General features: G+C 41.5%; 19 protein-coding genes. 15 read left to right on the top strand and 4 right to left on the bottom strand.

Annotated elements, in window-relative coordinates; all coding sequences use genetic code 11:
* Positions 1-59: 59 nt before the first annotated feature.
* From G457_RS21750 to G457_RS0116415, 4 genes are all read right to left on the bottom strand, one after another.
* Positions 60-389: a nucleotidyltransferase family protein gene (locus tag G457_RS21750; protein ID WP_051260868.1), complete on the bottom strand. Its 330-nt coding sequence runs from the start codon at positions 387-389 to the stop codon at positions 60-62.
* A 2-nt stretch (positions 390-391) separates the two neighbouring features.
* Positions 392-796, bottom strand: a complete 405-nt coding sequence (locus tag G457_RS0116425; protein ID WP_026947434.1) for a nucleotidyltransferase substrate binding protein — start codon at positions 794-796, stop codon at positions 392-394.
* A gap of 250 nt (positions 797-1046) precedes the next feature.
* A complete protein-coding gene (gene metG / locus G457_RS0116420; protein WP_407637280.1) occupies positions 1047-3104 on the bottom strand; it encodes a methionine--tRNA ligase in 2058 nt (685 codons plus the stop codon).
* Between the two features lie 59 nt (positions 3105-3163).
* Positions 3164-3796: a TetR/AcrR family transcriptional regulator gene (locus G457_RS0116415; RefSeq protein WP_026947432.1), complete on the bottom strand. Its 633-nt coding sequence runs from the start codon at positions 3794-3796 to the stop codon at positions 3164-3166.
* 113 nt (positions 3797-3909) lie between these two features.
* On the opposite strand from G457_RS0116415, the gene ligA reads away from it, so the two are divergent.
* The 15 genes from ligA to G457_RS0116330 all read left to right on the top strand — a co-directional run bounded on the left by ligA (position 3910) and on the right by G457_RS0116330 (position 21415).
* Complete coding sequence (gene ligA / locus G457_RS0116410; RefSeq protein ID WP_035484138.1) at positions 3910-6363, top strand: NAD-dependent DNA ligase LigA; 2454 nt, start codon at positions 3910-3912, stop codon at positions 6361-6363.
* Between the two features lie 100 nt (positions 6364-6463).
* Positions 6464-6634: a hypothetical protein gene (locus G457_RS22840; RefSeq protein ID WP_155847180.1), complete on the top strand. Its 171-nt coding sequence runs from the start codon at positions 6464-6466 to the stop codon at positions 6632-6634.
* Positions 6635-7112: 478 nt separating this feature from the next.
* Positions 7113-7994, top strand: a complete 882-nt coding sequence (dapA, locus tag G457_RS0116395) for a 4-hydroxy-tetrahydrodipicolinate synthase (RefSeq protein ID WP_026947429.1) — start codon at positions 7113-7115, stop codon at positions 7992-7994.
* Entirely contained in the window at positions 7994-9316 is a 1323-nt protein-coding gene (gene xseA / locus G457_RS0116390) for an exodeoxyribonuclease VII large subunit (RefSeq protein ID WP_026947428.1), read from the top strand. The genes dapA and xseA overlap by 1 nt, the downstream gene beginning before the upstream one ends.
* Entirely contained in the window at positions 9303-9485 is a 183-nt protein-coding gene (xseB, locus tag G457_RS0116385) for an exodeoxyribonuclease VII small subunit (protein ID WP_026947427.1), read from the top strand. Before xseA ends, xseB begins: the two co-directional genes overlap by 14 nt.
* A gap of 124 nt (positions 9486-9609) precedes the next feature.
* Positions 9610-10311 carry a hypothetical protein gene (locus G457_RS0116380; RefSeq protein ID WP_248602872.1) on the top strand — a complete coding sequence of 234 codons (702 nt, stop codon included), beginning with the start codon at positions 9610-9612 and terminating at the stop codon, positions 10309-10311.
* 118 nt (positions 10312-10429) lie between these two features.
* Complete coding sequence (typA, locus tag G457_RS0116375) at positions 10430-12235, top strand: translational GTPase TypA (RefSeq protein ID WP_026947425.1); 1806 nt, start codon at positions 10430-10432, stop codon at positions 12233-12235.
* 1136 nt (positions 12236-13371) lie between these two features.
* Positions 13372-13638: a tyrosine-type recombinase/integrase gene (locus tag G457_RS0116365; protein ID WP_282705554.1), complete on the top strand. Its 267-nt coding sequence runs from the start codon at positions 13372-13374 to the stop codon at positions 13636-13638.
* A gap of 61 nt (positions 13639-13699) precedes the next feature.
* On the top strand, positions 13700-15199 hold the full coding sequence (locus G457_RS0116360) for a DUF4339 domain-containing protein (RefSeq protein ID WP_026947423.1): 1500 nt from the start codon (positions 13700-13702) through the stop codon (positions 15197-15199).
* Positions 15200-16048 (top strand): RES domain-containing protein, encoded by an 849-nt coding sequence (locus tag G457_RS0116355; RefSeq protein ID WP_026947422.1) that lies wholly within the window; start codon positions 15200-15202, stop codon positions 16046-16048. It begins immediately after the preceding gene.
* A 177-nt stretch (positions 16049-16225) separates the two neighbouring features.
* Entirely contained in the window at positions 16226-17809 is a 1584-nt protein-coding gene (locus G457_RS0116350; RefSeq protein ID WP_026947421.1) for a sulfatase-like hydrolase/transferase, read from the top strand.
* A gap of 137 nt (positions 17810-17946) precedes the next feature.
* Complete coding sequence (locus G457_RS0116345) at positions 17947-18435, top strand: NUDIX hydrolase (RefSeq protein WP_026947420.1); 489 nt, start codon at positions 17947-17949, stop codon at positions 18433-18435.
* Complete coding sequence (locus G457_RS0116340; protein WP_026947419.1) at positions 18432-19085, top strand: phosphoribosylanthranilate isomerase; 654 nt, start codon at positions 18432-18434, stop codon at positions 19083-19085. Before G457_RS0116345 ends, G457_RS0116340 begins: the two co-directional genes overlap by 4 nt.
* A gap of 113 nt (positions 19086-19198) precedes the next feature.
* A complete protein-coding gene (locus G457_RS0116335; RefSeq protein ID WP_026947418.1) occupies positions 19199-19936 on the top strand; it encodes a hypothetical protein in 738 nt (245 codons plus the stop codon).
* 33 nt (positions 19937-19969) lie between these two features.
* The gene (locus tag G457_RS0116330; protein ID WP_051260867.1) at positions 19970-21415 is read left to right on the top strand and encodes an ATP-dependent nuclease; all 1446 of its coding nucleotides are present in this window, start codon (positions 19970-19972) and stop codon (positions 21413-21415) included.
* Positions 21416-21423: the final 8 nt, after the last annotated feature.

Below are 21423 nucleotides of genomic sequence, written 5' to 3'. Positions count from 1 at the left end.
AATAAAAAAATCAATGTGCAAAGGGCAATGATTAATGCCCCACTTCCCAATACAAATGTTTACTTTTCTTCAAAAACATTGCTGTAATGAGTTGAATAAAACACCTTCCCAACTCGTTGAATGTGTTCTCTCAAATTCTCATTTTTGATATCTTTCCAAACCTGGAGATCGACATTTAAGGGGAAATCACTGGAATTGATTTCCATCCAAATTTCACCCAAGGTCTTGCGGTCGAGATCGTCCATAATCACCAAATCCAAATCGCTTCGCTCAGTGTAGTTCCCTTTGGCCCGTGAACCATAGACTTTGATCTTGGTAAGGGTAGGATAATCCTTAAAAATTTTCTTTAGGATTTCGTAGGATTTTTCGCTTAGACCAAAGTTTTCCATCACTATTTCTTTGAAAGGTTCTTTACCAAAGAGGCTAACAATGGTGTGTAAACAGACTGAATTTCAGGAATAACTGACTCAAAGGTTTCCAAATCATAACTATGACTTAGTAAATTCCTGTCGTTAATCATTTCCAGCCATACCTCAACCTGATCTATATATTTTGCCTGAAAGGCTTCCTTTACAACTACTTTTGGAGAAATTCGATCCAAAATTAAGCCATCAAACTCCATTTTATCCTTCAGCGTCTTCCAACCTAATTCCAAAGTATACTCAAACCGCTGGATGATGCCCTCTTTTTCCAGTTGGGAAAGTTCTTCTAAATCCATCAGTTTCACCTCCGAAAGCAGACTAACTGCCTTCTGAAAGTTATCCAAACGTTGAATCCAACGAATATCCTTTTCCATAAATTGTGAATTTATATTTCAATTTACCATAAATACTTTGGTACAAAAAAAACTAAACGATTGAATAGGGATAACTTATTCTAGGTAATTAAATCAATAAAATTAATTTATACTAAAAACACCAAATGGAAATGGCATTTAAGAATAATTCAACTAGATAGAGCTAAAAATCATTTAATTCTTGATATATGAAATAAATCCCGCTATTTGATATACAAGCGGGATTTAAATTCACCTATTCCAAGTAGAATCAGCTAATCGTCGACCCACTTGCGGTTCCCTCATGCGGGGTCAGAAGCTTTAGCTTTCCATCTTTGTCCTCCGCCATCAAGATCATTCCCTCTGAGTCGATCCCCATCATTTTTCGCGGTGCCAGGTTGATCAACATGGTCACTTGCTTGCCAATCAAAAACTCCGGCTCAAAATGCTCAGAAACCCCACTCAACACGGTGCGTTGACCGATTCCGGTATCTACTTTCAACTTAAGAAGTTTTTTGGATTTGGGCATTTTTTCGGCTTCCAAAACGGTCACCACCCGCATATCTAATTTGGCGAAGTCATCATAGGTAATAATCTCCTTCATTGGAGCAACAGGTGCATTTGCAGCTTCATTCATTTTCTTGGCGTCTAATAATTTTTGTACTTGTTTTTCAACGGTTTCATCTTCGATTTTTTCAAAAAGCAATCCGGATTGCCCGATTTCCTGACCCTCGACAAGCAAGTCACCTTTACCGGCTTTGGTCCAGTTAGCATCTTCCAAATGGAAAATATCAAACAACTTGGCTGCTGTAAATGGTAAGAAAGGCTCAGAAACAATGGCCAAGTTCGAAGCAATATTCAAGGCAATATTGAGAATGGTTGCCGTCCTTGCCTCATCGGTTTTGATTGTCTTCCAAGGTTCGGTATCTGCGAGATATTTATTTCCCAATCGCGCCAAATCCATCATAATTCCCAAGGCTTCCCGGAAGCGGAATCTATCCATGGAACTCATGATTTTGGCAGGAAATTCAGCCAATTGATCCAATACTTCCTGGTCATACCCGGTCAATTCTCCTCTTTCAGGAACCTTCCCTTCAAAATATTTATGTGTCAGGACTACCGCCCGATTGATAAAGTTGCCGTATATGGCTACCAATTCGGAATTATTTCTTGCCTGAAAATCCTTCCAGGTAAAGTCATTGTCCTTGGTCTCTGGTGCATTGGCAGTCAAGACATAGCGCAAAACATCCTGCTTTCCCGGAAATTCTTCGAGATATTCATGAAGCCAAACGGCCCAGTTTCGGGAAGTGGAAATTTTATCTCCTTCCAAATTGAGGAATTCATTCGCTGGCACATTATCCGGCAGGATAAAATCCCCGTGGGTCTTCAGAATAGCCGGGAAAATGATGCAGTGAAACACAATGTTATCCTTCCCAATGAAGTGCAGGAGTTGCGTCTCTTCATCTTTCCAATAGGGCTCCCAGTCTTTTCCTTGCTCTGCAGCCCACTCCTTGGTAGAAGAGATGTAGCCGATTGGCGCATCAAACCACACATAAAGCACCTTACCTTCTGCGTCTTGTAGCGGAACTTTAATTCCCCAATCCAAATCGCGAGTCATGGAACGTGCCTGCAAGCCATCTCCAGCTTCTAGCCAAGAGCGGCATTGTCCCAAGACATTATTTTTCCAATCCTGTGCATGGTCCTCGAGAATCCACTTTTTCAAGAAATTCTGATAGCGTGCCAAGTCCAAAAACCAATGTTTGGTTTCTTTCAACACAGGCGTTCGACCACTGAGTTTGGAACGGGGATTAATTAGTTCTGTAGGGCTGAGTGAAGAGCCACATTTCTCACACTGATCACCATAGGCATGCTCAAAACCACATTTTGGACAGGTTCCCTCGATGTATCGATCAGCCAAAAACTGACCTGCTTCCTCATCGTAATACTGTTCGGTACTTTGCTCCAAAAACTCTCCTTTTTCGTAAAGATCCTTGAAAAATCCCTGAGCAGTCTCATGATGGATTTTGGCGGAAGTTCGGGAATAATGATCGAAGCTGATTCCAAATTCTTCGAAGCTCTTTTTCATCATCTCATGGTAAAAATCCACCACTTCCTGAGGCGTTTTTCCTTCTTTTTTGGCTTTGATGGTGATAGCAACCCCATGCTCATCCGAACCACCTACAAAAAGTACATCCTTGCCCTGAGACCTTAAGTAGCGCGCATAGATGTCTGAAGGAACATAACAACCAGCTAAATGACCAATATGAATGGGGCCATTGGCATAAGGCAAAGCTGCGGTAAGGGTATGACGTTTGAAGGATTTATTCATCAGGTGATAAGCTATATTCGTTTTTCAGGGGGCAAAGATAGGGAAAAGCTAGTACCTAATCAGGCATTATCAAATTCCTGTCGGGCTTCTTCTGAAAGAATACCCTGATAAATGATGGTAATAGCCTGATCAAAAATATCAGAGGGAGGAATCTGAAGGTCCTTTTGGATGGAGGAAGGGAATTTGGCTCGAAAACTTGGATCCAGAAGTGACTGCACCGCCGAGGCATAGAGCATGACCACCAAGCCTACATTCAAATTAGGACGAACTTGGCCACTTTGAATCCCTTCCTGAATCAATCGCTGAAAGCGCTCATAGGCAGATTCCTGAATGTATAGAATCAGATCCTCCCAAACTTCAGGGGCATGTTCACGAAGATCCTCAAACAGCTCAGGATTGATGGGAGCCAAATAGTTCGCGATGACAGAGAGGCTGGATTTTAGCTTCAATGGGAAAGCGATGTATCGATTATCCACGATTGCCTCCACTTTAGCGGTCATTCGGGTTTTTAGCTTTTCAAAAGCAGCCGCCAGCAGTTCGGTTTTGGAAGAGAAAAAGCGATAGAGAGTCTTCTTGCTAATCCCCAAAGACTGACAAATATCATCCATGGTCGTGCTGCGAAAGCCCTTTTCCAAAAAAAGCTTATACGCCGCATCGATAATCTTGGCTTCCTGGTTAATTTTTTGAGTCATAGAGGCTTTATTTCGAAAACAAGTGACAAAGGTATTACCCTCCTGAAACTTTTCCACCTTACAACTTTACAAGCATCCAACTTCCAGTTAATTTAGCCATCATTTCAACTATTATGACACAGCAAGAAGCCCAAAAACGCATCGCTCAACTCAGCAAGGAAATCAATCACCACAACCATCTCTACTACCAGGAGAGCCGGATCGAAATCTCGGATTATGAATTCGATCAATTGCTGGAGGAACTGATCCGTTTGGAAACTGAGTTTCCGGAGCTTCTTCGAGAAGATAGCCCGAGTCAGCGTGTGGGGGGGACCATTACGAAGGAATTTCAGACTGTCACCCATGAATACAAAATGCTTTCCCTCGGAAATACCTACACGATTGAAGAGCTAGAGGCTTTCGATGAGCGGGTCGAAAAAGGATTGGGTAGGTCTGATTACGAGTATTTTTGTGAGCTCAAATTCGATGGAGTTGCGATCAGTTTGGTCTATGAAAATGGCACCTTGGCACGTGCTGTCACCCGAGGAGATGGGACTAAAGGAGATGATGTCACTGCCAATGTGAAGACGATTCGAAATATCCCTTTAAGTATTGAAGGTGAGAATGTTCCGGATAAATTCGAGGTTCGAGGAGAGATCTTTCTTCCCCGAAAGGAATTTGATAAAATCAATGCTGAGCGGGAGAAAAATGGCGAAGCCTTACTGGCAAATCCTAGAAATGCTGCCTCGGGAACTGTAAAAATGCAGGACAGCAGCGTGGTGGCCAAGCGTCGTCTCAACTGCTACTTTTATCAATTGTTGGGAGATGAATTACCAGCAGCTACCCATTCGGAAGCTATTCACCTGATCGAAAAGTGGGGGTTCAACGTCTCCCCTACTTACCGGAAAGCCAAAACGCTCCAAGAGGTCTTGGATTATATCGAAGACTGGAGAGAAAAACGTCATGAACTACCGCTAGATACGGATGGCGTGGTCCTAAAAATCAATGACTATCAACAGCGGGAAGAATTGGGCTTCACCGCCAAAAACCCCCGATGGGCCATCGCCTACAAATACAAGGCGGAGAGTGCTGAGACGGAATTGCTTTCCATCACCTATCAGGTGGGTCGAACCGGTGCTATTACCCCGGTAGCAAATCTCTCTCCTGTCAGCCTTGCAGGCACAACCGTCAAGCGGGCATCCCTCCACAATGCCAATGAAATCGAGCGCTTGGGAATTTATGAAGGGGATTTTGTCTCGGTGGAAAAGGGCGGGGAAATCATTCCAAAAATTACGGCAGTCAATCTGGCAAAAAGAAAAGCAGGTGCTAGTCCTATTCAGTATATTGACACCTGTCCGGAATGCGGGACTAAACTGGAGCGAAAGGAGGGTGAGGCCAAGCATTTCTGTCCCAATGCAGCAGGCTGTCCACCACAAGTTTTGGGAAGGATCGAGCATTTTGTCAGCAAGCGGGCCATGGACATTGACTCCATGGGTACTGAGCGGATTCGGGCTTTGATTGATCAGGGATTCATCCGAAGTTATGCTGATATCTACGATCTCGAGGCTAAAGAAAAGGATCTCCTAGGCTTGGAAATGAGTCAAGACCAATACGAAAAAGAAGGAAGCGGCTTATTGTATATCAGCTTGGAAAAAGCGCTTTTCGCTCTGACAGAAAGCATTTCTTTCAAGCAAATCCAAGAGTACTTGACCGAGGCTGCGGAACTTCCACTCTTTGACACCCTTCGAGGATTTCAGGAGCAAATCCGAATGTGGAAAAAGAAAGTCTCCTCTAACGTGGGGATGGTGGATTACCTCATCCATGCATTGAAGGAGCATGCCGATTTGCCCAAATTGGAAGACTTCGTGCCGGTAGCCGTTGTTTTGGATATCTTTTTGGGAAGACGGTCCGACTTCGAGTCCATTTTGGAAGCCAGCAAAAAAGAAGGGACAGTTCACGGGATTTTGCTCAAACTAGAGGTAGATATTCCTGATGAGGTGAGGGAACGAATTAAAAAACTAAAGGCAAACACCTTCCAGGAAGGGGTTATTTCCAATATGCTGGATGGGATCAAAGCTTCTAAAGAACAGCCTTTTGAAAAAGTCCTATTCGCTTTGGGAATTAGAAATATCGGTGAAAATACTGCCCAGCTTTTGGCCAGACACTTTGGAAGTATCCAAAAGCTCCAAGAGGCATCAAGCGAACAGCTGCTGGATATCATTGGTGTGGGCGAAACCTTGGTTCAAAGTATTCAGGACTTTTTTGCACAGGAGGAGAACTTGGAGCATATTGAGCGATTGAAGGCACAAGGGCTACATTTTGAGATTCAGGAAGATGAAAATCAGCCCAAAAGTCAGGCATTGGCAGGGAAGCGAATTTTAGCTTCGGGAAAGCTGGAGAATTTCAAACGGGATGAAATAAAAGATTTTGTACAAGCGCACGGAGGACAATACATCAGTGCCGTGAGCAAAAATCTGGACTTCATCATCGAGGGAGAAGGAATGGGGCCTAGCAAAAAAGAAAAGGCAGAGAAACTTGGGGTGCCAATGATTTCTGAGGAGGAATTTTTGAGGATGGTGGAAGGTTGAGGATTCCATTCTCTCACCGCGAATTACAATTGTAATATACCTCACTCCGTTCGTGCCTGCCTAAAGGCCGTGGAGGGAAATATTCTGGAAAAATGAAGGCTTGAAAAAAAGAGTGCTGAAGGCACGACTTGTACAAGCCCAGTATGAGCAAAGCGAAATGCTGGGTAAAAAGACACAAAACCATCCCAGCGCTGGCCCATTATTTAAAAAAAGAAATGAATATCCAGTCCCAGCAAGAGAAAGTAAAGCCTTGAAAAAATACCGTGCGTGATGACACGAAAGGCGGCGAGAGTCATTTTTGCCAGCAAGACGGAGACGAATTAAAAACGCAGTCAGGAGACTGCCTTTTTGTAGTCCAAGCCCGTCCGGCAGGCGGGCTTGAACTATATAAGTAAAATATTATAACATATGATTTCTGGAGGAAAAAGACGCCGCAGGCGTCAAACTTTTCAATAGCCCCGGGTTTCAACCCGGGGTATATGATTTACCATATTACCAGAGCGCTGGCCCATTATCAATAAACAGAATTCTAAACTCCATGCCAGCAAGAGTGAGATGAATCATTGTAGCAGTTAGCAGAAGCCTTTTTGCAGTCCAAGCCTGTCTGGCCGGAAGGCAGATCAGGAGACCTGCATGTTCAGCAGGCGGGCTTGAACTATCTAGGAGCCGAGCTACAAGCCTATATTTCGCAAAGCATTTTTTATCAACGGAACTCAAAAAGCCTATAGACCCTTATCTTTGCATCTAATATGCAAAACAACAAGAACTCTAAATTTTACGGAACTGGTGTGGCATTGGTCACTCCTTTTACAAAAAATGAAAATATTGACCTGAAGGCGCTTGCCAAGCTAATCGATCATTGCATCGATGGAGGTGCGGATTACTTGGTGGTTTTGGGTACCACCGGGGAAGTAGCCACGCTTTCTGCAACAGAAAAACGACAGGTATTACAAGCAGCTGTCTCCTTCGTAGATCAGCGTGTACCCATTGTGTATGGCCTTGGCGGAAATAATACCTCAGGGATCCTGGAGGAGATTGAAAACACTGATTTTCAAGGAGTCGATGCAGTTCTCTCTGTCAGTCCCTACTACAATAAACCTTCGCAGTCGGGCATTCAGGCTCATTATGAAGCAATCGCAGACAAGTGCCCTGTGCCAGTCATTCTTTACAATGTTCCAGGTCGGACCGGTTCGAATCTTACAGCTCAAACCACCCTGAATCTGGCCAAGCATGAGAATATCATCGGGATCAAGGAAGCTTCTGGTGATCTTACGCAATGCATGGAAATCGCTGCCAACAAACCGGAAGATTTCCTCTTGATATCTGGCGATGATATGCTTACCGTTCCTATGCAAAGTATCGGAGGAGTGGGCGTGATTTCAGTCTTGGCAAATGCCTTTCCAGCAACTTTCCGGAAACTCACCCAAGGAGGGTTTACCGAAAAGCAGGAGGCTGTATACTCCCTTCTAGAAATCAATCCACTCATGTATGCTGAAGGCAATCCGGTAGGTTTGAAGGTGATTTTGAATGAAATGGGTCTGTGTAGCGAAGAAGTCCGACTTCCTTTAGTCGAGGCTAGCGAGGAACTCAAACAAAAAATCAAAGCAGCGCTGGAAAAGATCGATTATTAATGACCAATGCACTCTCCATTTCCGAACTCGGGCAACTCGTCAAATCCACCCTTGAAAATGAGTTGACCCCCACCTATTGGGTGATTGGAGAGATTGCAGACTTTCGGGTAGCTGCTGCGGGCCATGCTTATTTTGAATTGGTAGAAAAAAGCGGGAATCAGGTGCTAGCCAAAATGCGTTCCAACTGCTGGGCTTTCACCTACCGCTCCATTGCTTCCCGGTTTGAAAGCCTTACTGGAAGTGGTATCAAAAACGGGATGAAAGTCCTCGCTCAGGTGCAGGTGACTTTTCACCCTGTTTATGGATTTAGCCTGAATGTCAAGGATATAGACGCTTCTTTTTCTTTGGGCGAACGAGCCCGTATCAGACAGGAAACCATCGATCGCTTGACTCGGGAAGGAATACTTCGCCTCAATGCCCGGCACAATCTTCCTAAAGTCATTCAGCGAATCGGCATTATCTCCAGTCCTACTGCAGCCGGATATGGTGATTTTGTCAATCAATTGGAGCAAAACAGCCAAGCCTACAAAATCTATCATCGCCTCTTTCCATCCCTGATGCAGGGAAATGAGGCTGCCGCAAGTATCCGAGCAGCAATCGAAGTGGCTGAATCCCAAAAAGACAAGCTTGGTCTAGACGCCCTGATCATTATCCGCGGAGGGGGAGCTCAGCTGGACTTGGATTGCTTTGATGATTATCAACTTGCACTCAAGATTGCCAATAGTAGCTTACCCATCATTACAGGAATCGGGCATGAACGGGATGAAACAGTAGCAGATTTGGTAGCCCACTCCCAACTCAAAACGCCTACTGCAGTGGCGGAATTTATCCTTTCCAGTTTTCGGATTTTCGAGGAAAGTATGATGCTGCTCGTCACGAGGATTGATCGGATCACAAATCAGCAGCTTAAACTTTCCCAAAATCAATTGGGTGTGCTATCGCAACGGATTCAGTCCCTTGTTTTGTCTCAAATCCGATTAGAAAATGAGCGAATAGAAGGCCGAAAAGAGCGGGTCATCCGGGCAGCCCATTTGCAAACGAAGAATCAACTGGAGTTTTTAAACTCCTTGCAAAAATCCATTCAAAGCCTAAGCAATCAGCACATTCTAAACAATTCACAGCGATTGGAAAGCTTGGAAAAGATGCTGGAGCAACTGGATCCGCAGTCCATTCTAAAAAGAGGTTACACAAGAACTGAAATAGACGGAACCCCCATACACTTGACAAAGGCGAAAGTGGGAGACCGACTTCGAACCATCTCGGAAAATCAAGATATAGAAAGTACCATTACCCAAATAAAGGAGGCAAATGAAAACGTATAAGGAATCTGTAGAAAGACTGGAACTAATCCTCAGCCAATTGGAAGAAGGAAAAAAAAGTGTGGACGAACTTTCAGAGTTGGTCAGGGAAGCTTCTGAACTTGTCAAAACCTGCAAGGAAAAACTTCGGGCCACGGAGGAAGATATTCAAAAGGCTTTTCAAGAGCCTTGATTTTCACCCCTTCGAACAATAAAATTTGAGACTTTTGAGTTTTTAAGGATATCCAAGCAAAGACATTGGCATATTTGTTGCCAAATTTGCAGCACAGAGATTTTCCAGATAAAACGTGATGAATTTGAGCCGCCAACTTCTTTTTTTACTTCCAGTATTGCTAGCTTCTACCCTTCTGACAGAAGCCCAGAATTTTTATAAAGAGCGAATTTCAAGAAATAATATATTGACGATTGGAGCAGGTCCTTCTTTCGCGTATTTGGACAATGGTGGGCAGTACCGTTCATTAGATTTTGAGATCAAGCCTTCTGTAGCCGTCTCTTTGACCCGCAAAATCACCTCTACCATGGACGTGCGGGCAACTTTAGGCATGCAATCCATCAGCAGTGGCGGCAACCCTCCTACTGCATTGCGAGATCAATGGTTTGCCAATTTCTCTTCCTTCACCGTTAGAGGCTCTGCTTTCTATTTTGATGTGATTCCAAGCTTTAACCTCATTCGCTTTTCCAACCATATGCATCGCTCCAAAGTCAATTTATATGGCGGTGCAGGATTGGGAGTGCTTCATGCATTTACGGAGCAGACCAAATCTTTCAGTCCGGATGAAACCCCTACCAAGCATCAAACCACCACTGGCTATGTGCCGATAAGAGCTGGCTTAAGCTTTAAAATCGGTCCCTATTCAGACATTGCCGGAGAAGGAACCATGCTTTGGACATTCACAGACAACCTAGACGGCAATGTAGGATCCAATCGCTATGGAGATCATCTATTCCAAGCTCAAATCGTCTATCGCCGCTTTTTCCGTCCGAAGGAAATGGATTAAAGCAAGGAATTCAAAGTACACTTCCCAAGGATTAATTTTTTCCGATCAGGAACTTCACAGGGAGATAACCTTGATCCCACCTTTTTTCCCTACCTTTGCGGCTTGAAAAACGCAGATCATGCAGAATATCAGAAATATCGCGATTATCGCACACGTTGACCACGGCAAGACTACCCTAGTCGACAAAATCATCCACGCATCCAAAATCTTCCGGGAAAATCAGCAGTTTGACGATTTGATCCTGGACAACAATGACTTGGAGCGTGAAAGAGGAATTACCATCCTATCCAAAAACGTATCCGTACGCTACAAAGACACCAAAATCAACATCATTGACACCCCTGGTCACGCCGACTTCGGAGGCGAGGTGGAGCGTGTCTTGAAGATGGCTGACGGGGTAATCCTCCTTGTAGATGCCTTCGAAGGACCGATGCCACAGACACGATTTGTATTGGGTAAGGCACTCTCTCTTGGCCTGACCCCTATCGTAGTGGTCAATAAAGTGGATAAGGAAAACTGTCGCCCGGACGAGGTGCATGAAGCGGTATTCGACCTGATGTTTAACTTGGATGCTACCGAGGAGCAATTGGAATTCCATACGCTTTATGGTTCGGCCAAGCAAAACTGGATGGGTCCTGACTGGAAAAATCCGACAGACTCTATCCTTCCGCTTTTGGATGCGATTTTGGAATATATTCCAGAGCCAAAGATCGAAGAAGGAAGCCTTCAGATGCAGATCACCTCATTGGATTACTCCAACTTTGTAGGTCGTATCGCGATCGGAAGAGTAAAGAGAGGAAGCGTCACCGAAAACCAACAAATTGCCCTTTGCAAAGCTGATGGCAGCATCAAGAAAATGCGCGTCAAAGAGCTTCATACATTTGAAGGATTGGGTAAAAATAAAGTACAGTCCGTACAGGCTGGAGATATCTGTGCGATTACCGGATTAGAAGATTTTGAAATCGGCGACACCGTAGCTGATGTAGAAAAGCCCGAACCGCTTCCCCGAATTGCGATTGATGAGCCTACCATGAACATGCTCTTCACGATCAACAACTCCCCTTTCTTCGGAAAAGAAGGAAAGTTTGTGACTTCCCGTCACCTACGGGATCGATTGATGAAGGAAATGGAGAAAAACCTCGCCCTAAGGGTAGAACCTACCGATTCAGAGGATAAATTCTTGGTCTATGGCCGGGGAATTCTTCACTTGTCCGTTTTGATCGAGACTATGCGTAGAGAAGGCTATGAACTACAAGTAGGGCAGCCTCAGGTGATTTATAAAGAAATTGACGGAGTACAGTGCGAGCCGATCGAGACCTTGGTGGTGGATGTACCTCAAGAAACTGCCGGAAAAGTCATCGAACTGGCTACGCAGCGAAAAGGCGAATTGCTGATCATGGAGCCTAAAGGTGATTTGCAGCATTTGGAGTTCAAGATCCCTTCCAGAGGATTGATCGGACTGCGAAATAATGTATTGACAGCCACGCAGGGAGAAGCGATCATGAACCACCGATTCTCTGCCTATGAGCCCTTCAAAGGGAATATCCCTGGAAGAATCAATGGTTCGCTTATTTCCATGGAAGGCGGGCCTTGTACAGCCTATGCCATAGACAAGCTTCAGGATCGCGGCGTATTCTTTGTCGAGCCGGGAGAAGACCTGTACACCGGACAGGTGATTGGTGAGCACTCGAGAGACAATGACATCGTAGTCAATGTGCAAAAAGGAAAGAAACTGACCAATATGCGCGCCTCGGGGTCTGATGACAATACCCGAATTGCCCCTCCTAAGCGATTTTCCTTAGAAGAGTCCATGGAATACATCCAAAAGGATGAGTACCTGGAGATCACGCCCAAAAGCATCCGAATGCGAAAAATCTATTTGGATGAGAATGAGCGGAATAGAATGGCTAAGAAAGAAGCGTAAGTGAGTATCTAGTATTTGGTAGCTAGTATCAGGTAGCACTACCGGTTCGTGGAGACACGAACCTAGGTAGAAGTATCAAATACTTTGCATCAAGTACGAAGTACAAAGTACCAAGACGACCCCAAAGGTTTTTTTAGACCTTTGGGGTCTTTTTTTGACCTTTGGGTTTTCCAAGAACCTCGAAGGTCTTTCAAATCACCTCAGCCCACGTGAATGTCTTCACTCAAAGCAGAAATCTCATCCTCACAGCCCACGTGAGTGTCTTCACTCACGTGATTTAACTTAAATCCACTCCTTCTCCCCGATGAATGCACCATTCACAGCCATGAATACCGCCCACGTGAGTGTACGCACTCACAGATAGGAAAACTTGGAAGTTAGCAGACATCACTTCTAAAAAAGCAGGTCTGGACCGAGGCTAAAAAGTAGCTAGTATCAGGTAGTACTACCGGTTCGTGAAGACACGAACCGAGGCTAAGAGATTAGAGGCAAGAAACAAGAAATAAGACTCATCGCCCCTGTGAGTGTCCTCACTCACAGATCGGAAAACCACAGCCCACGTGAGTGTCTTCACTCACGTGATTTAACTTAAATCAACTCCTTCTCCCCGATGAATGCACCATTCACAGCCATGAATACCGCCCACGTGAGTGTACTCACTCACAGATAGGAAAACTTGGAAGTTAGCAGACATCACTTCGAAAAAAGCAGGTCTGGACCGAGGCTAAAAAGTAGCTAGTATCAGGTAGTACTACCGGTTCGTGAAGACACGAACCGAGGCTAAGAGATTAGAGTCAAGAGACAAGAAATAAGACTCCTTTGCCCTTTTGGTTTTCTCATTCACAGCTCTGAATTCTACAGCCCACGTGAGTGTCTTCACTCACGTGATTTAACTTAAATCCACTCCATCTCCCCGATGAGTGTCCCATTCACAGCTATGAATACTCAACTTTAGGAAATATCCCTAAGCAAAAAGCTTTACAAAAAATATTTTTTTAGGTAAAAATTCTGACTATTCCGAAAAATCCGTATTTTGAAAGTGTAATTTCTTTTTTGATTTTTCTTTTTAAACCAGATGATCGGTCAATTTCAAAAATCCAGTATCCGTATCCAAAAACTTTGGCACAGAGGAAGCTATCAGAACTTCGAGCTGTGGAGCGGTCATGCGGAGGGCTGTTGAGAAAGCAAAAATTGGGAAGAAAATGGGGATTCATACGCTTAGACACAGTTTTGCCACCCATTTATTGGAAGGCGGAACAGATATTCGATTTATCCAAAAGCTCTTGGGTCATAGTTCGATTAAGACCACGACGGTGTACACGCATGTAAGCCAGCGAAAAAAGGATCAGATCGAGAGTCCCTTGGACCGGCTGATGCGTGAGGATAAATCAAAAAAGGAATAAAAAATTACATATCATTGAGGATATTTACTAGTTACCTGCCATTTGAAAAAACGAGAACTCTATGAATAAAGAATTTTACTATCTAGACGGAAAGGAACAAAAAGGTCCTTATTCGATTGACCAATTAAAAGAACTTAATCTCAAGTCTGACACCTTGATTTGGGAAGAAAGTTTTGACAATTGGAAACCCCTGAGAGATGTCGAAGAATTAAAAGTTCTATTACGGAAAACCCCTCCACCGCCTCCAATAATTGACACCAATGTTTCCTCGAAAAAAGAACCAACCACAGACAACGAGAAAGTTATACTTGGTGACAGCAATGTAAAATTGTGGACAACATTAAAAGTCCTCTTTTTTAGCATTGTTGCAATTGGATTGGCTGCTTTGGTTGGATATAGCTTGCATAAATCGAAAAAGACAGAACTTAAAAACCAGATTTACTCTAAAATTGACAGAATATTTGATGGCAAAACTGTAATCCTCGATGGTCAAAATAGTTTGGCTGTTGGAGAACTTATAGAAACAGGATACGACCCAAATGGAACTAAGAAAAAAGATGATGATGATATCTTTTCAGGACTTTTTACGGAATGGTGGGAAAGAGAAAAGCTCTACACAATATTCGAAGCGTCAAGTGGTGGATTCACCATAAAGCAGTTGACCAGACAAAATGAAGACGGTTTCGATATTGAAACAATATACTCTGAAGATATGGGTTACAAAAAGCCGACTAGAACCTATGTACCACCAAGCTACATGGATTTGGGTTATGGTGAACGATATAAAACAGGTGGTGGCTATTGGCGAGACAATTACAGGTTGTCAGTTCGAGAGTGCTACCGGGAAGCATACAACTACTTTACTGAAGATGACAGACACTCACCAGGCGCCTATACTCCAGGCAAGTATGTTGATATTACCAATTTTCCTGACATAAGAAATGAATATTTCTACATGAGTAACACTCAACCAAAACAATATTCTTCTTCAGGTATTTTTTCTTCTCAATGGGAAAGTAGCGGAGACCATGGGGCTAACATTAATACTGAGGATTGGGCTGTTTATCATAAAACTTATGGAAAGCATTATGAACTCACTGAGAATGAAAGCGCTATTCAGAAGGATTTATTCACCAAATTAGGTATTTCTCTAGGCTCTGTGCTGTTATTAATTTTCATTCTATTGCTATCGAAACCAAAATTCTTTAGAAACCTAGCTCTATTTGGTAAGCGTTGGGAAAATCAATCTTACAACGACCAAATCCTGTATTTCGACCACTCATTTTTTGGAAAGAATAAATTCATTGAAATAATCAACGATAATGTATCTAGGGGACAATTAAAAATTACTGATGGTGGTTCAACCTTAAACCTTTCTTATCCAAATAAAGAATTATTCTATAAAATAGAAAGCATTGAAAAAAACCGCTTGACACTTGTATCGCAAAAAGACAACAATCAGATTGAATTTTTGAGAGTAGGCTCAAATGAAAAGGATTCTAGTAGTCCAATGGATGCCATTAAAACAGATAATGAACCTACAAGCGAATCTACCGAATAAATGGAACTTGAAAACCTTGAAAACGCAATAGCAAAACTTGAAAGTATTGATTCAAGTTCTGAATATGCATATGAAAAAGCTTTACTAGCTTTTATATCCATAAAGCAGTTGCCTATTTTGATTTATACTCTACCAGCAGGAACATTTTTATTCAGGACAAGAACACACAACAATGAAGATTTCTTTCATTCGGTAGATGAGATAAACTTACCTCCCAGTCAATTCATTAAAGATTTCGCTCGTTGTAACAGACCGTTTCAATCTGTTTTTTATGCTTCTGAAAATAGACCAACTTCATTCATGGAATTGGTAGAGTATTGGGCGGAAACTAAGAATTTTGGAGAAACGCTTGATGTAACAATTGGAAGATGGGAGTTACTTAATCCTTTGGACTTAATATTAGTAACAAGCCCAAATCCTAAAAATAGAATCTCTGAATTTGATAAGTATCACGGTACAGCTTTAGACGGATTTTTGGAAGAACAACAGGGTGAAGCAAGAGAAGCTGCAACGAGGTTTTTTGAATACATGTTCTCAAAATACCGCAAGCCAGCTAAGAATGACTTACTCACTTATATCATTACAACAGCTTACTCCAATCTAGCTATTCTTCATGGGAACGGTAATGTTCATGGGATTTATTATCCAAGTGTTCTATTTGGTCAACAGGGAGTGAATATTGCCATAAATCAAGAATTTTCAAGAGATAATAATCTTCGACTTACACATGTTGTAAAAAACACATTTCGAATTGATGAAAATGAACTTGGAAAACATTCATTCACAGAAACAAATCGAATAATGACAGAGAATATTGATTGGGAAAACAAAGTAATTAATTGGGAATAAAATGGAATAACGGCAGGTAACAATGTATATAAAAAATAGGCGAAACAGTAATAAAATCAAGGTTTTGGCTCATATCAAACTTTGTTCTTAACTGACAGTTTCGTGCTTCGAAATCGCCTACTTTTCATATACTAACCGTTGTGTTTCATGCAAGATTAAATATAAAATGGTAATAATATGAAAAGAAAAGCTCTCCATTTAACGTTAATCGGACTCTTTCTGGTTATAGGATATTTTGAATCAAACGCCCAAAGTTTTAATCGAGCGATTATGACGGTCGAGAATTTTGAACCCTCGATTCCTCACCCTGAACAAGATAAAGACATAACTCAAAAACTAGCTGAGCTTGAGAAAAAAACGGGTAAGAAACCAAATATAGTATGGATCATTATTGATGATTTGGGGTATGGAGAACCTGGCGCTTATGGAGGTGGAGCTGCTATTGGTGCCGCGACACCAGCAATGGATAAACTGGCTGCTGAAGGTTTAAAATTGACCTCCTGTTATTCCCAACAAACCTGTACCCCAACACGGTCAGCCATTTTAACAGGAAGGCTTCCTGTTCGCACGGGATTAACGCGTCCTATATTGGCAGGCGATAAGATAACTAAGAATCCATGGGCCGATGAAGTAAGCCTACCCAAACTACTGAGCGACAACGGCTATTATACCCTGCTTACAGGAAAATGGCATGTGGGTGAAGCTGAAGGCATGCGCCCGCACGATGTAGGTTTTGATGAATACTACGGCTATTATCCGGCCCAAAAAGAGATTACTCAAGGAATTGACCCAAGACGTTTCCCTGATTTGGTGCTTAATGAAGAACTTATTAAAGCGTTTGAAACTATTCGTCCAGCTAATCACTTGACGCATGGCTTTAAAGACGGGACAACCAACGAACTGGAGGAAATCAAAAGCCTGGGAGACATGGGACGTGCTGACCATAAATTGGCCGATTTTACCATTTCTAAGATTAAAGAATTGTCTGGATCGGATAAGCCCTTCTTTATTGAGCATTGCTTTATGAAAGTGCATGCCGATAATTTTGACAACCCTGATTATCCAGGGCTTAGTGCTGCCAAATACCCCTATAAAAATGCTGTTGTTGAAGTAGACATGCATATTGGTCGAATTCTTAAAGCATTGGAAGAAGCAGGTGAATTAGAAAACACTTTTGTCTTCGTCACTTCAGACAACGGCCCGCAAATGGATGCCTGGCCAGATGGTGGATATACTCCGTTTAGAGGAGCTAAAGGAACAACATTCGAAGGTGGTGTTCGCGTACCGGGTATTGCCTATTGGAAAGGAATGATAAGCCCTGGAAGAGCAAGTGATGATGTTTTTGATTTAATGGATCTGTTCGGCACTAGCCTACGCCTTGCAGGCATTTCTCAAGACGAACTCCCTGATGACAGATATTATGATTTTATTGACCAATCAAGTTTCCTGTTTCACGATAATGGAAAGGGGAATCGGGAATCGGTTTATTTTTGGTGGGGTACTGAACTGATGGGCATTCGAATGCGAGAATACAAAGAACACATTAAAGTCATTATCCCACAAGCACCTCATATGTGGATTGACTATGCAACTATTCAGGATGTTGGCCTAGCGCCTTGGCTGTTCAATTTATACATAGACCCAAAAGAAGAAATGCCTGTAGGGCATCGTAGGAATGCCTGGTTAGCTTCTTTAGGTGCACAGTTGAAATCGCATGCGGCAACATTCAAAAAGTATCCACCAAAAAACATTGGGCTGTAATTGGAATCAACTAGAGTTGAAATAACACCTGAAAACAAAGCACGAAAACACAACAATGTGTATGGTGCATAGCACCCTGTGGGATGCTACGACACCATACACAAACCGTTATGCCTCACCCAAAAAAAAGACATTGAATGAATAAAATTCCGATAGGACTTAAGAGAGTTGCGACACTCTGCATTCTGAGACATAAGGACAAATTCCTGTTGCTCAAAAGACTTAAAGAGCCAAACAAAGACAATTTTACACCAGTTGGCGGCAAACTTGACCCTTTTGAAAGTCCTTTAAAGTCAGCCATACGTGAGACTTTTGAAGAAACAGGAATTAAAGTTGATACAATGAAGTATTGTGGGATTTTGACAGAAACCTCTCCGACAGAATACAATTGGACAGGCTATGTATATATCGCAGATATTGATATTGTTGAACCACCAAATTGTAACGAAGGGACTTTGATGTGGATTGGCTTTGAAGACTTATTGAAAGTGCCAACGCCAAAAACTGATTGGTATATTTACAAGTATATTCTTGACAACAAACCTTTTGCATTTAGTGCGGAATATGACGGCAAACTTAACCTTTTGTCAATGACAGAAGAAATTGAAAATAAAGTAATTATATGACAAGACCAAGAGTTAAAATTTGCTGTATAAGCAGTATTGAAGAAGCAAAATTAGCCGTTGAATACGGTGCTTCTGCATTAGGTTTGGTTGGTCATATGCCAAGTGGCCCAGGTGTAATTGGAGATGAACTCATTTATCAAATTGCCAAGGCAGTACCACCACCTATTTCAACTTTTTTGCTAACGAGTGAAACAAAACCACAAAACATAATCCAGCATTATAAGAGAGTAAATACTACGACAATTCAGATTGTTGACGAATTGGAAAAACAAGAGTATCAATCACTGCGAGACGAATTGCCAAATGTGAAATTGGTTCAAGTAATTCACGTTATTGACGAAAATTCTGTAAAGGAAGCAATCGAAGTATCTAAGTATGTGGATGCTATTTTATTAGACAGTGGAAATCCAAACTTGTCTATTAAGGAATTAGGCGGAACAGGACGAACTCATAATTGGGAATTGAGCCGAGAAATAAGAAAAGCAATTCCAATTCCTTTGTTCCTTGCAGGCGGACTAAACAAAAACAACGTAAGACAAGCAATCGAAACAGTTCAACCTTTTGGGCTTGACCTTTGTAGTAGTGTTCGGACAGAAGGACAACTTGACCGACAAAAATTAAAAGACTTTTTCAATGCAATTGGGCACTGAAAAATACGACAAAAAGAAGGGCGAAGGCATAACACTGTATATGCGATAATGCTCCCTAAACGGTCGCACTACGCATATACTAAACGTTGGCATTCATATAAAACAGAACAACAATGATTAAAACAAAATTTCTTGTAATAATAGCTTCGGTATTATTTTTTCAAAATTCGTACTCTCAAAAAACAGACTTTTCTAAGTATGCCATTGCAATGTCAGAGATTACAACTTTCGCTGACAATCCAGGGTTCAAGGATGAAGTAACTCTAGAAAATTCATCTAAAGAAATAAAATGGGTAACTGGAGAAGATGGGTATAGTTACACTCAAGACATTGAATACATAAGAGTGTTTGGTTACAAGGTCTTATTTGAATCAAATAATAATTTGATAATTGGTGTTTATTATGACTCTGAAGGTACGGCTACGTATTCATACTTATTCAACGTAACAACTACAGAAAACAAATTAGTTCTTAATCAAGTCATAGGTGGCGGTGATAGATGCCACAATGCAGTAATTTTGGATGAGGTTGAATTAGAGAATAATATTTTATCATACTCAACTTTGATCACACCATTTAAGTTAATGACTTGGTTCTCAAAACCTGATAAAGAAACGAGTTTTGATGATTGTATGGTTTGTTGTATAGGATTTGCAAATTTTAAATATGACTTGATAAATCAAACATTGAATTTTGAAAGCATAAGAGTCATAAAAGAAACTCTCCAAGAAGGTACAGCTATTAAAAAGACTTATGATGATTTTGTTAAAGAACGACCTTTAAACCTTAGTTTATTATTAACTCAAGAGGAATTGAAAGAATTTATCAAAGCTTGTTTAAAAAATCACTAAGAAAATACGAAATGCCAACAAAACCTATACGCAATGCCCTTCGGGACACTGCGCATAGCTAAACCGTTAGCTGCAACCGTAAGACAGACAAAACAACAAATGAGTTATTCAAAAATAGAAATATTAGGACTTAGAGGTTTTAGCGACAAGCAAACATTAAATTTCGGTCAACCAAATGGTAATTTGGGTAGCGGGCTGACCGTTATTGTTGGCCCCAATAATTCTGGTAAATCAACAATATATGAGGCTTTTAGAGCAATTTCACAAAATAGTCCTCCAAGTTTTACAGAAGGAAGGCGAAATAAAATCGCTGGAGATAAAATTGAAATTACAATAAGTAAAAAGGACAATACTTCATTAACCTTAAAAACTGAAACGAGTGGCGGTAGCGAAACAAAATTTGAACAAAATGGACTGAAAGAAAATGAAGTGAAATTTTTCACACTACCTTCAAGACGTACGTTTGCTCCTTTCTTTGGAAAAAGTATTTGGAATAGAGAACAATATATTTCTAATTCACCTCTTCCAGCGGTTAGAGGAACGCAACTTGACAATTTTTCTTACCGACTATTTACAATCCAACAAAACCAAGCTGAATTTAATACAGTATTGAGTAAAGTGCTTGGGCAAATACCAAATTGGTATATTGAACAAGCAGACAATGGACAGTATTATTTGAAATTCAATTATAATGGTTCTTTTCACAACAGTGATGGTAGCGGAGAGGGCCTTTTAAGTGTTTTTACAATTGTTGATACACTTTACGATAGTAAACCTGGTGATTTAATTTTCATTGACGAACCTGAGCTTTCGCTGCATCCGTCATTACAGAAGAAACTTAATAATTTGCTTGTAGAATATGCAGCGGACAGACAAATAATCATCTCAACTCATTCACCGTATTTTATCAGTTGGCAATCCCTTCAAAATGGAGGAAGAATCTCAAGAACAGTAAAAGAGATAAATGGGGCAAAAATATATGAACTAGGAGAACAGACAGCCAAACAAATTCTCACACTAATTCATAATTTGAACAATCCTCACATCTTTGGATTAGACGCAAGAGAAATATTTTTTCTTGACGACAATATTATTTTAGTCGAAGGACAGGAAGATGTGGTTTTTACCGACAGAATTCTGACCATTAAAAATAGAAAATTGAATGGTACTTTTTATGGATGGGGCGTTGGTGGTGCATCTAATACAGACAAAGTTGCCCAAATGCTAACTGACCTAGGTTTTAAAAAAGTTGCTATCATCCTAGACAATAATATGGCTCATTTAAAACAAGGACTAGAATCTCAATTTAAAGGCTATAAAATTTTCTGCATTCCCACTGACGACATAAGGGAAAAAAAAGCAACCCCAGCAAAAAATACTGTGATAGGTTTAATAGATGTGAGTGGAAAGGTAATAAATGAAGAGTATCAAGCTGATATTGACAAATTGATAGACAACATTAATGACTACATGAATTGATAAAAACG

Origin of the sequence: Algoriphagus marincola DSM 16067, from assembly GCF_000429405.1 — a bacterium.
Classification (GTDB): Bacteria; Bacteroidota; Bacteroidia; order Cytophagales; family Cyclobacteriaceae; genus Algoriphagus; species Algoriphagus marincola.
Note: the sequence above shows the minus strand (reverse complement) of the source record. Positions and strands in the feature narration are given on the sequence as shown.

Bases quoted from the DNA above. Each gene is read 5' to 3' on its own strand.
- G457_RS0116360 (WP_026947423.1), top strand. From the start codon at position 13,700: ATGAATAAAGAATTTTACTATCTAGACGGAAAGGAACAAAAAGGTCCT.
- G457_RS0116345 (WP_026947420.1), top strand. From the start codon at position 17,947: ATGAATAAAATTCCGATAGGACTTAAGAGAGTTGCGACACTCTGCATT.
- typA (WP_026947425.1), top strand. From the start codon at position 10,430: ATGCAGAATATCAGAAATATCGCGATTATCGCACACGTTGACCACGGC.
- ligA (WP_035484138.1), top strand. From the start codon at position 3,910: ATGACACAGCAAGAAGCCCAAAAACGCATCGCTCAACTCAGCAAGGAA.
- metG (WP_407637280.1), bottom strand. From the start codon at position 3,104: ATGAATAAATCCTTCAAACGTCATACCCTTACCGCAGCTTTGCCTTAT.
- xseB (WP_026947427.1), top strand. From the start codon at position 9,303: ATGAAAACGTATAAGGAATCTGTAGAAAGACTGGAACTAATCCTCAGC.
- G457_RS0116340 (WP_026947419.1), top strand. From the start codon at position 18,432: ATGACAAGACCAAGAGTTAAAATTTGCTGTATAAGCAGTATTGAAGAA.
- G457_RS0116415 (WP_026947432.1), bottom strand. From the start codon at position 3,796: ATGACTCAAAAAATTAACCAGGAAGCCAAGATTATCGATGCGGCGTAT.
- G457_RS21750 (WP_051260868.1), bottom strand. From the start codon at position 389: ATGGAAAACTTTGGTCTAAGCGAAAAATCCTACGAAATCCTAAAGAAA.
- xseA (WP_026947428.1), top strand. From the start codon at position 7,994: ATGACCAATGCACTCTCCATTTCCGAACTCGGGCAACTCGTCAAATCC.
- G457_RS0116330 (WP_051260867.1), top strand. From the start codon at position 19,970: ATGCCCTTCGGGACACTGCGCATAGCTAAACCGTTAGCTGCAACCGTA.
- G457_RS0116425 (WP_026947434.1), bottom strand. From the start codon at position 796: ATGGAAAAGGATATTCGTTGGATTCAACGTTTGGATAACTTTCAGAAG.
- G457_RS0116335 (WP_026947418.1), top strand. From the start codon at position 19,199: ATGATTAAAACAAAATTTCTTGTAATAATAGCTTCGGTATTATTTTTT.
- G457_RS0116350 (WP_026947421.1), top strand. From the start codon at position 16,226: ATGAAAAGAAAAGCTCTCCATTTAACGTTAATCGGACTCTTTCTGGTT.
- G457_RS0116355 (WP_026947422.1), top strand. From the start codon at position 15,200: ATGGAACTTGAAAACCTTGAAAACGCAATAGCAAAACTTGAAAGTATT.
- dapA (WP_026947429.1), top strand. From the start codon at position 7,113: ATGCAAAACAACAAGAACTCTAAATTTTACGGAACTGGTGTGGCATTG.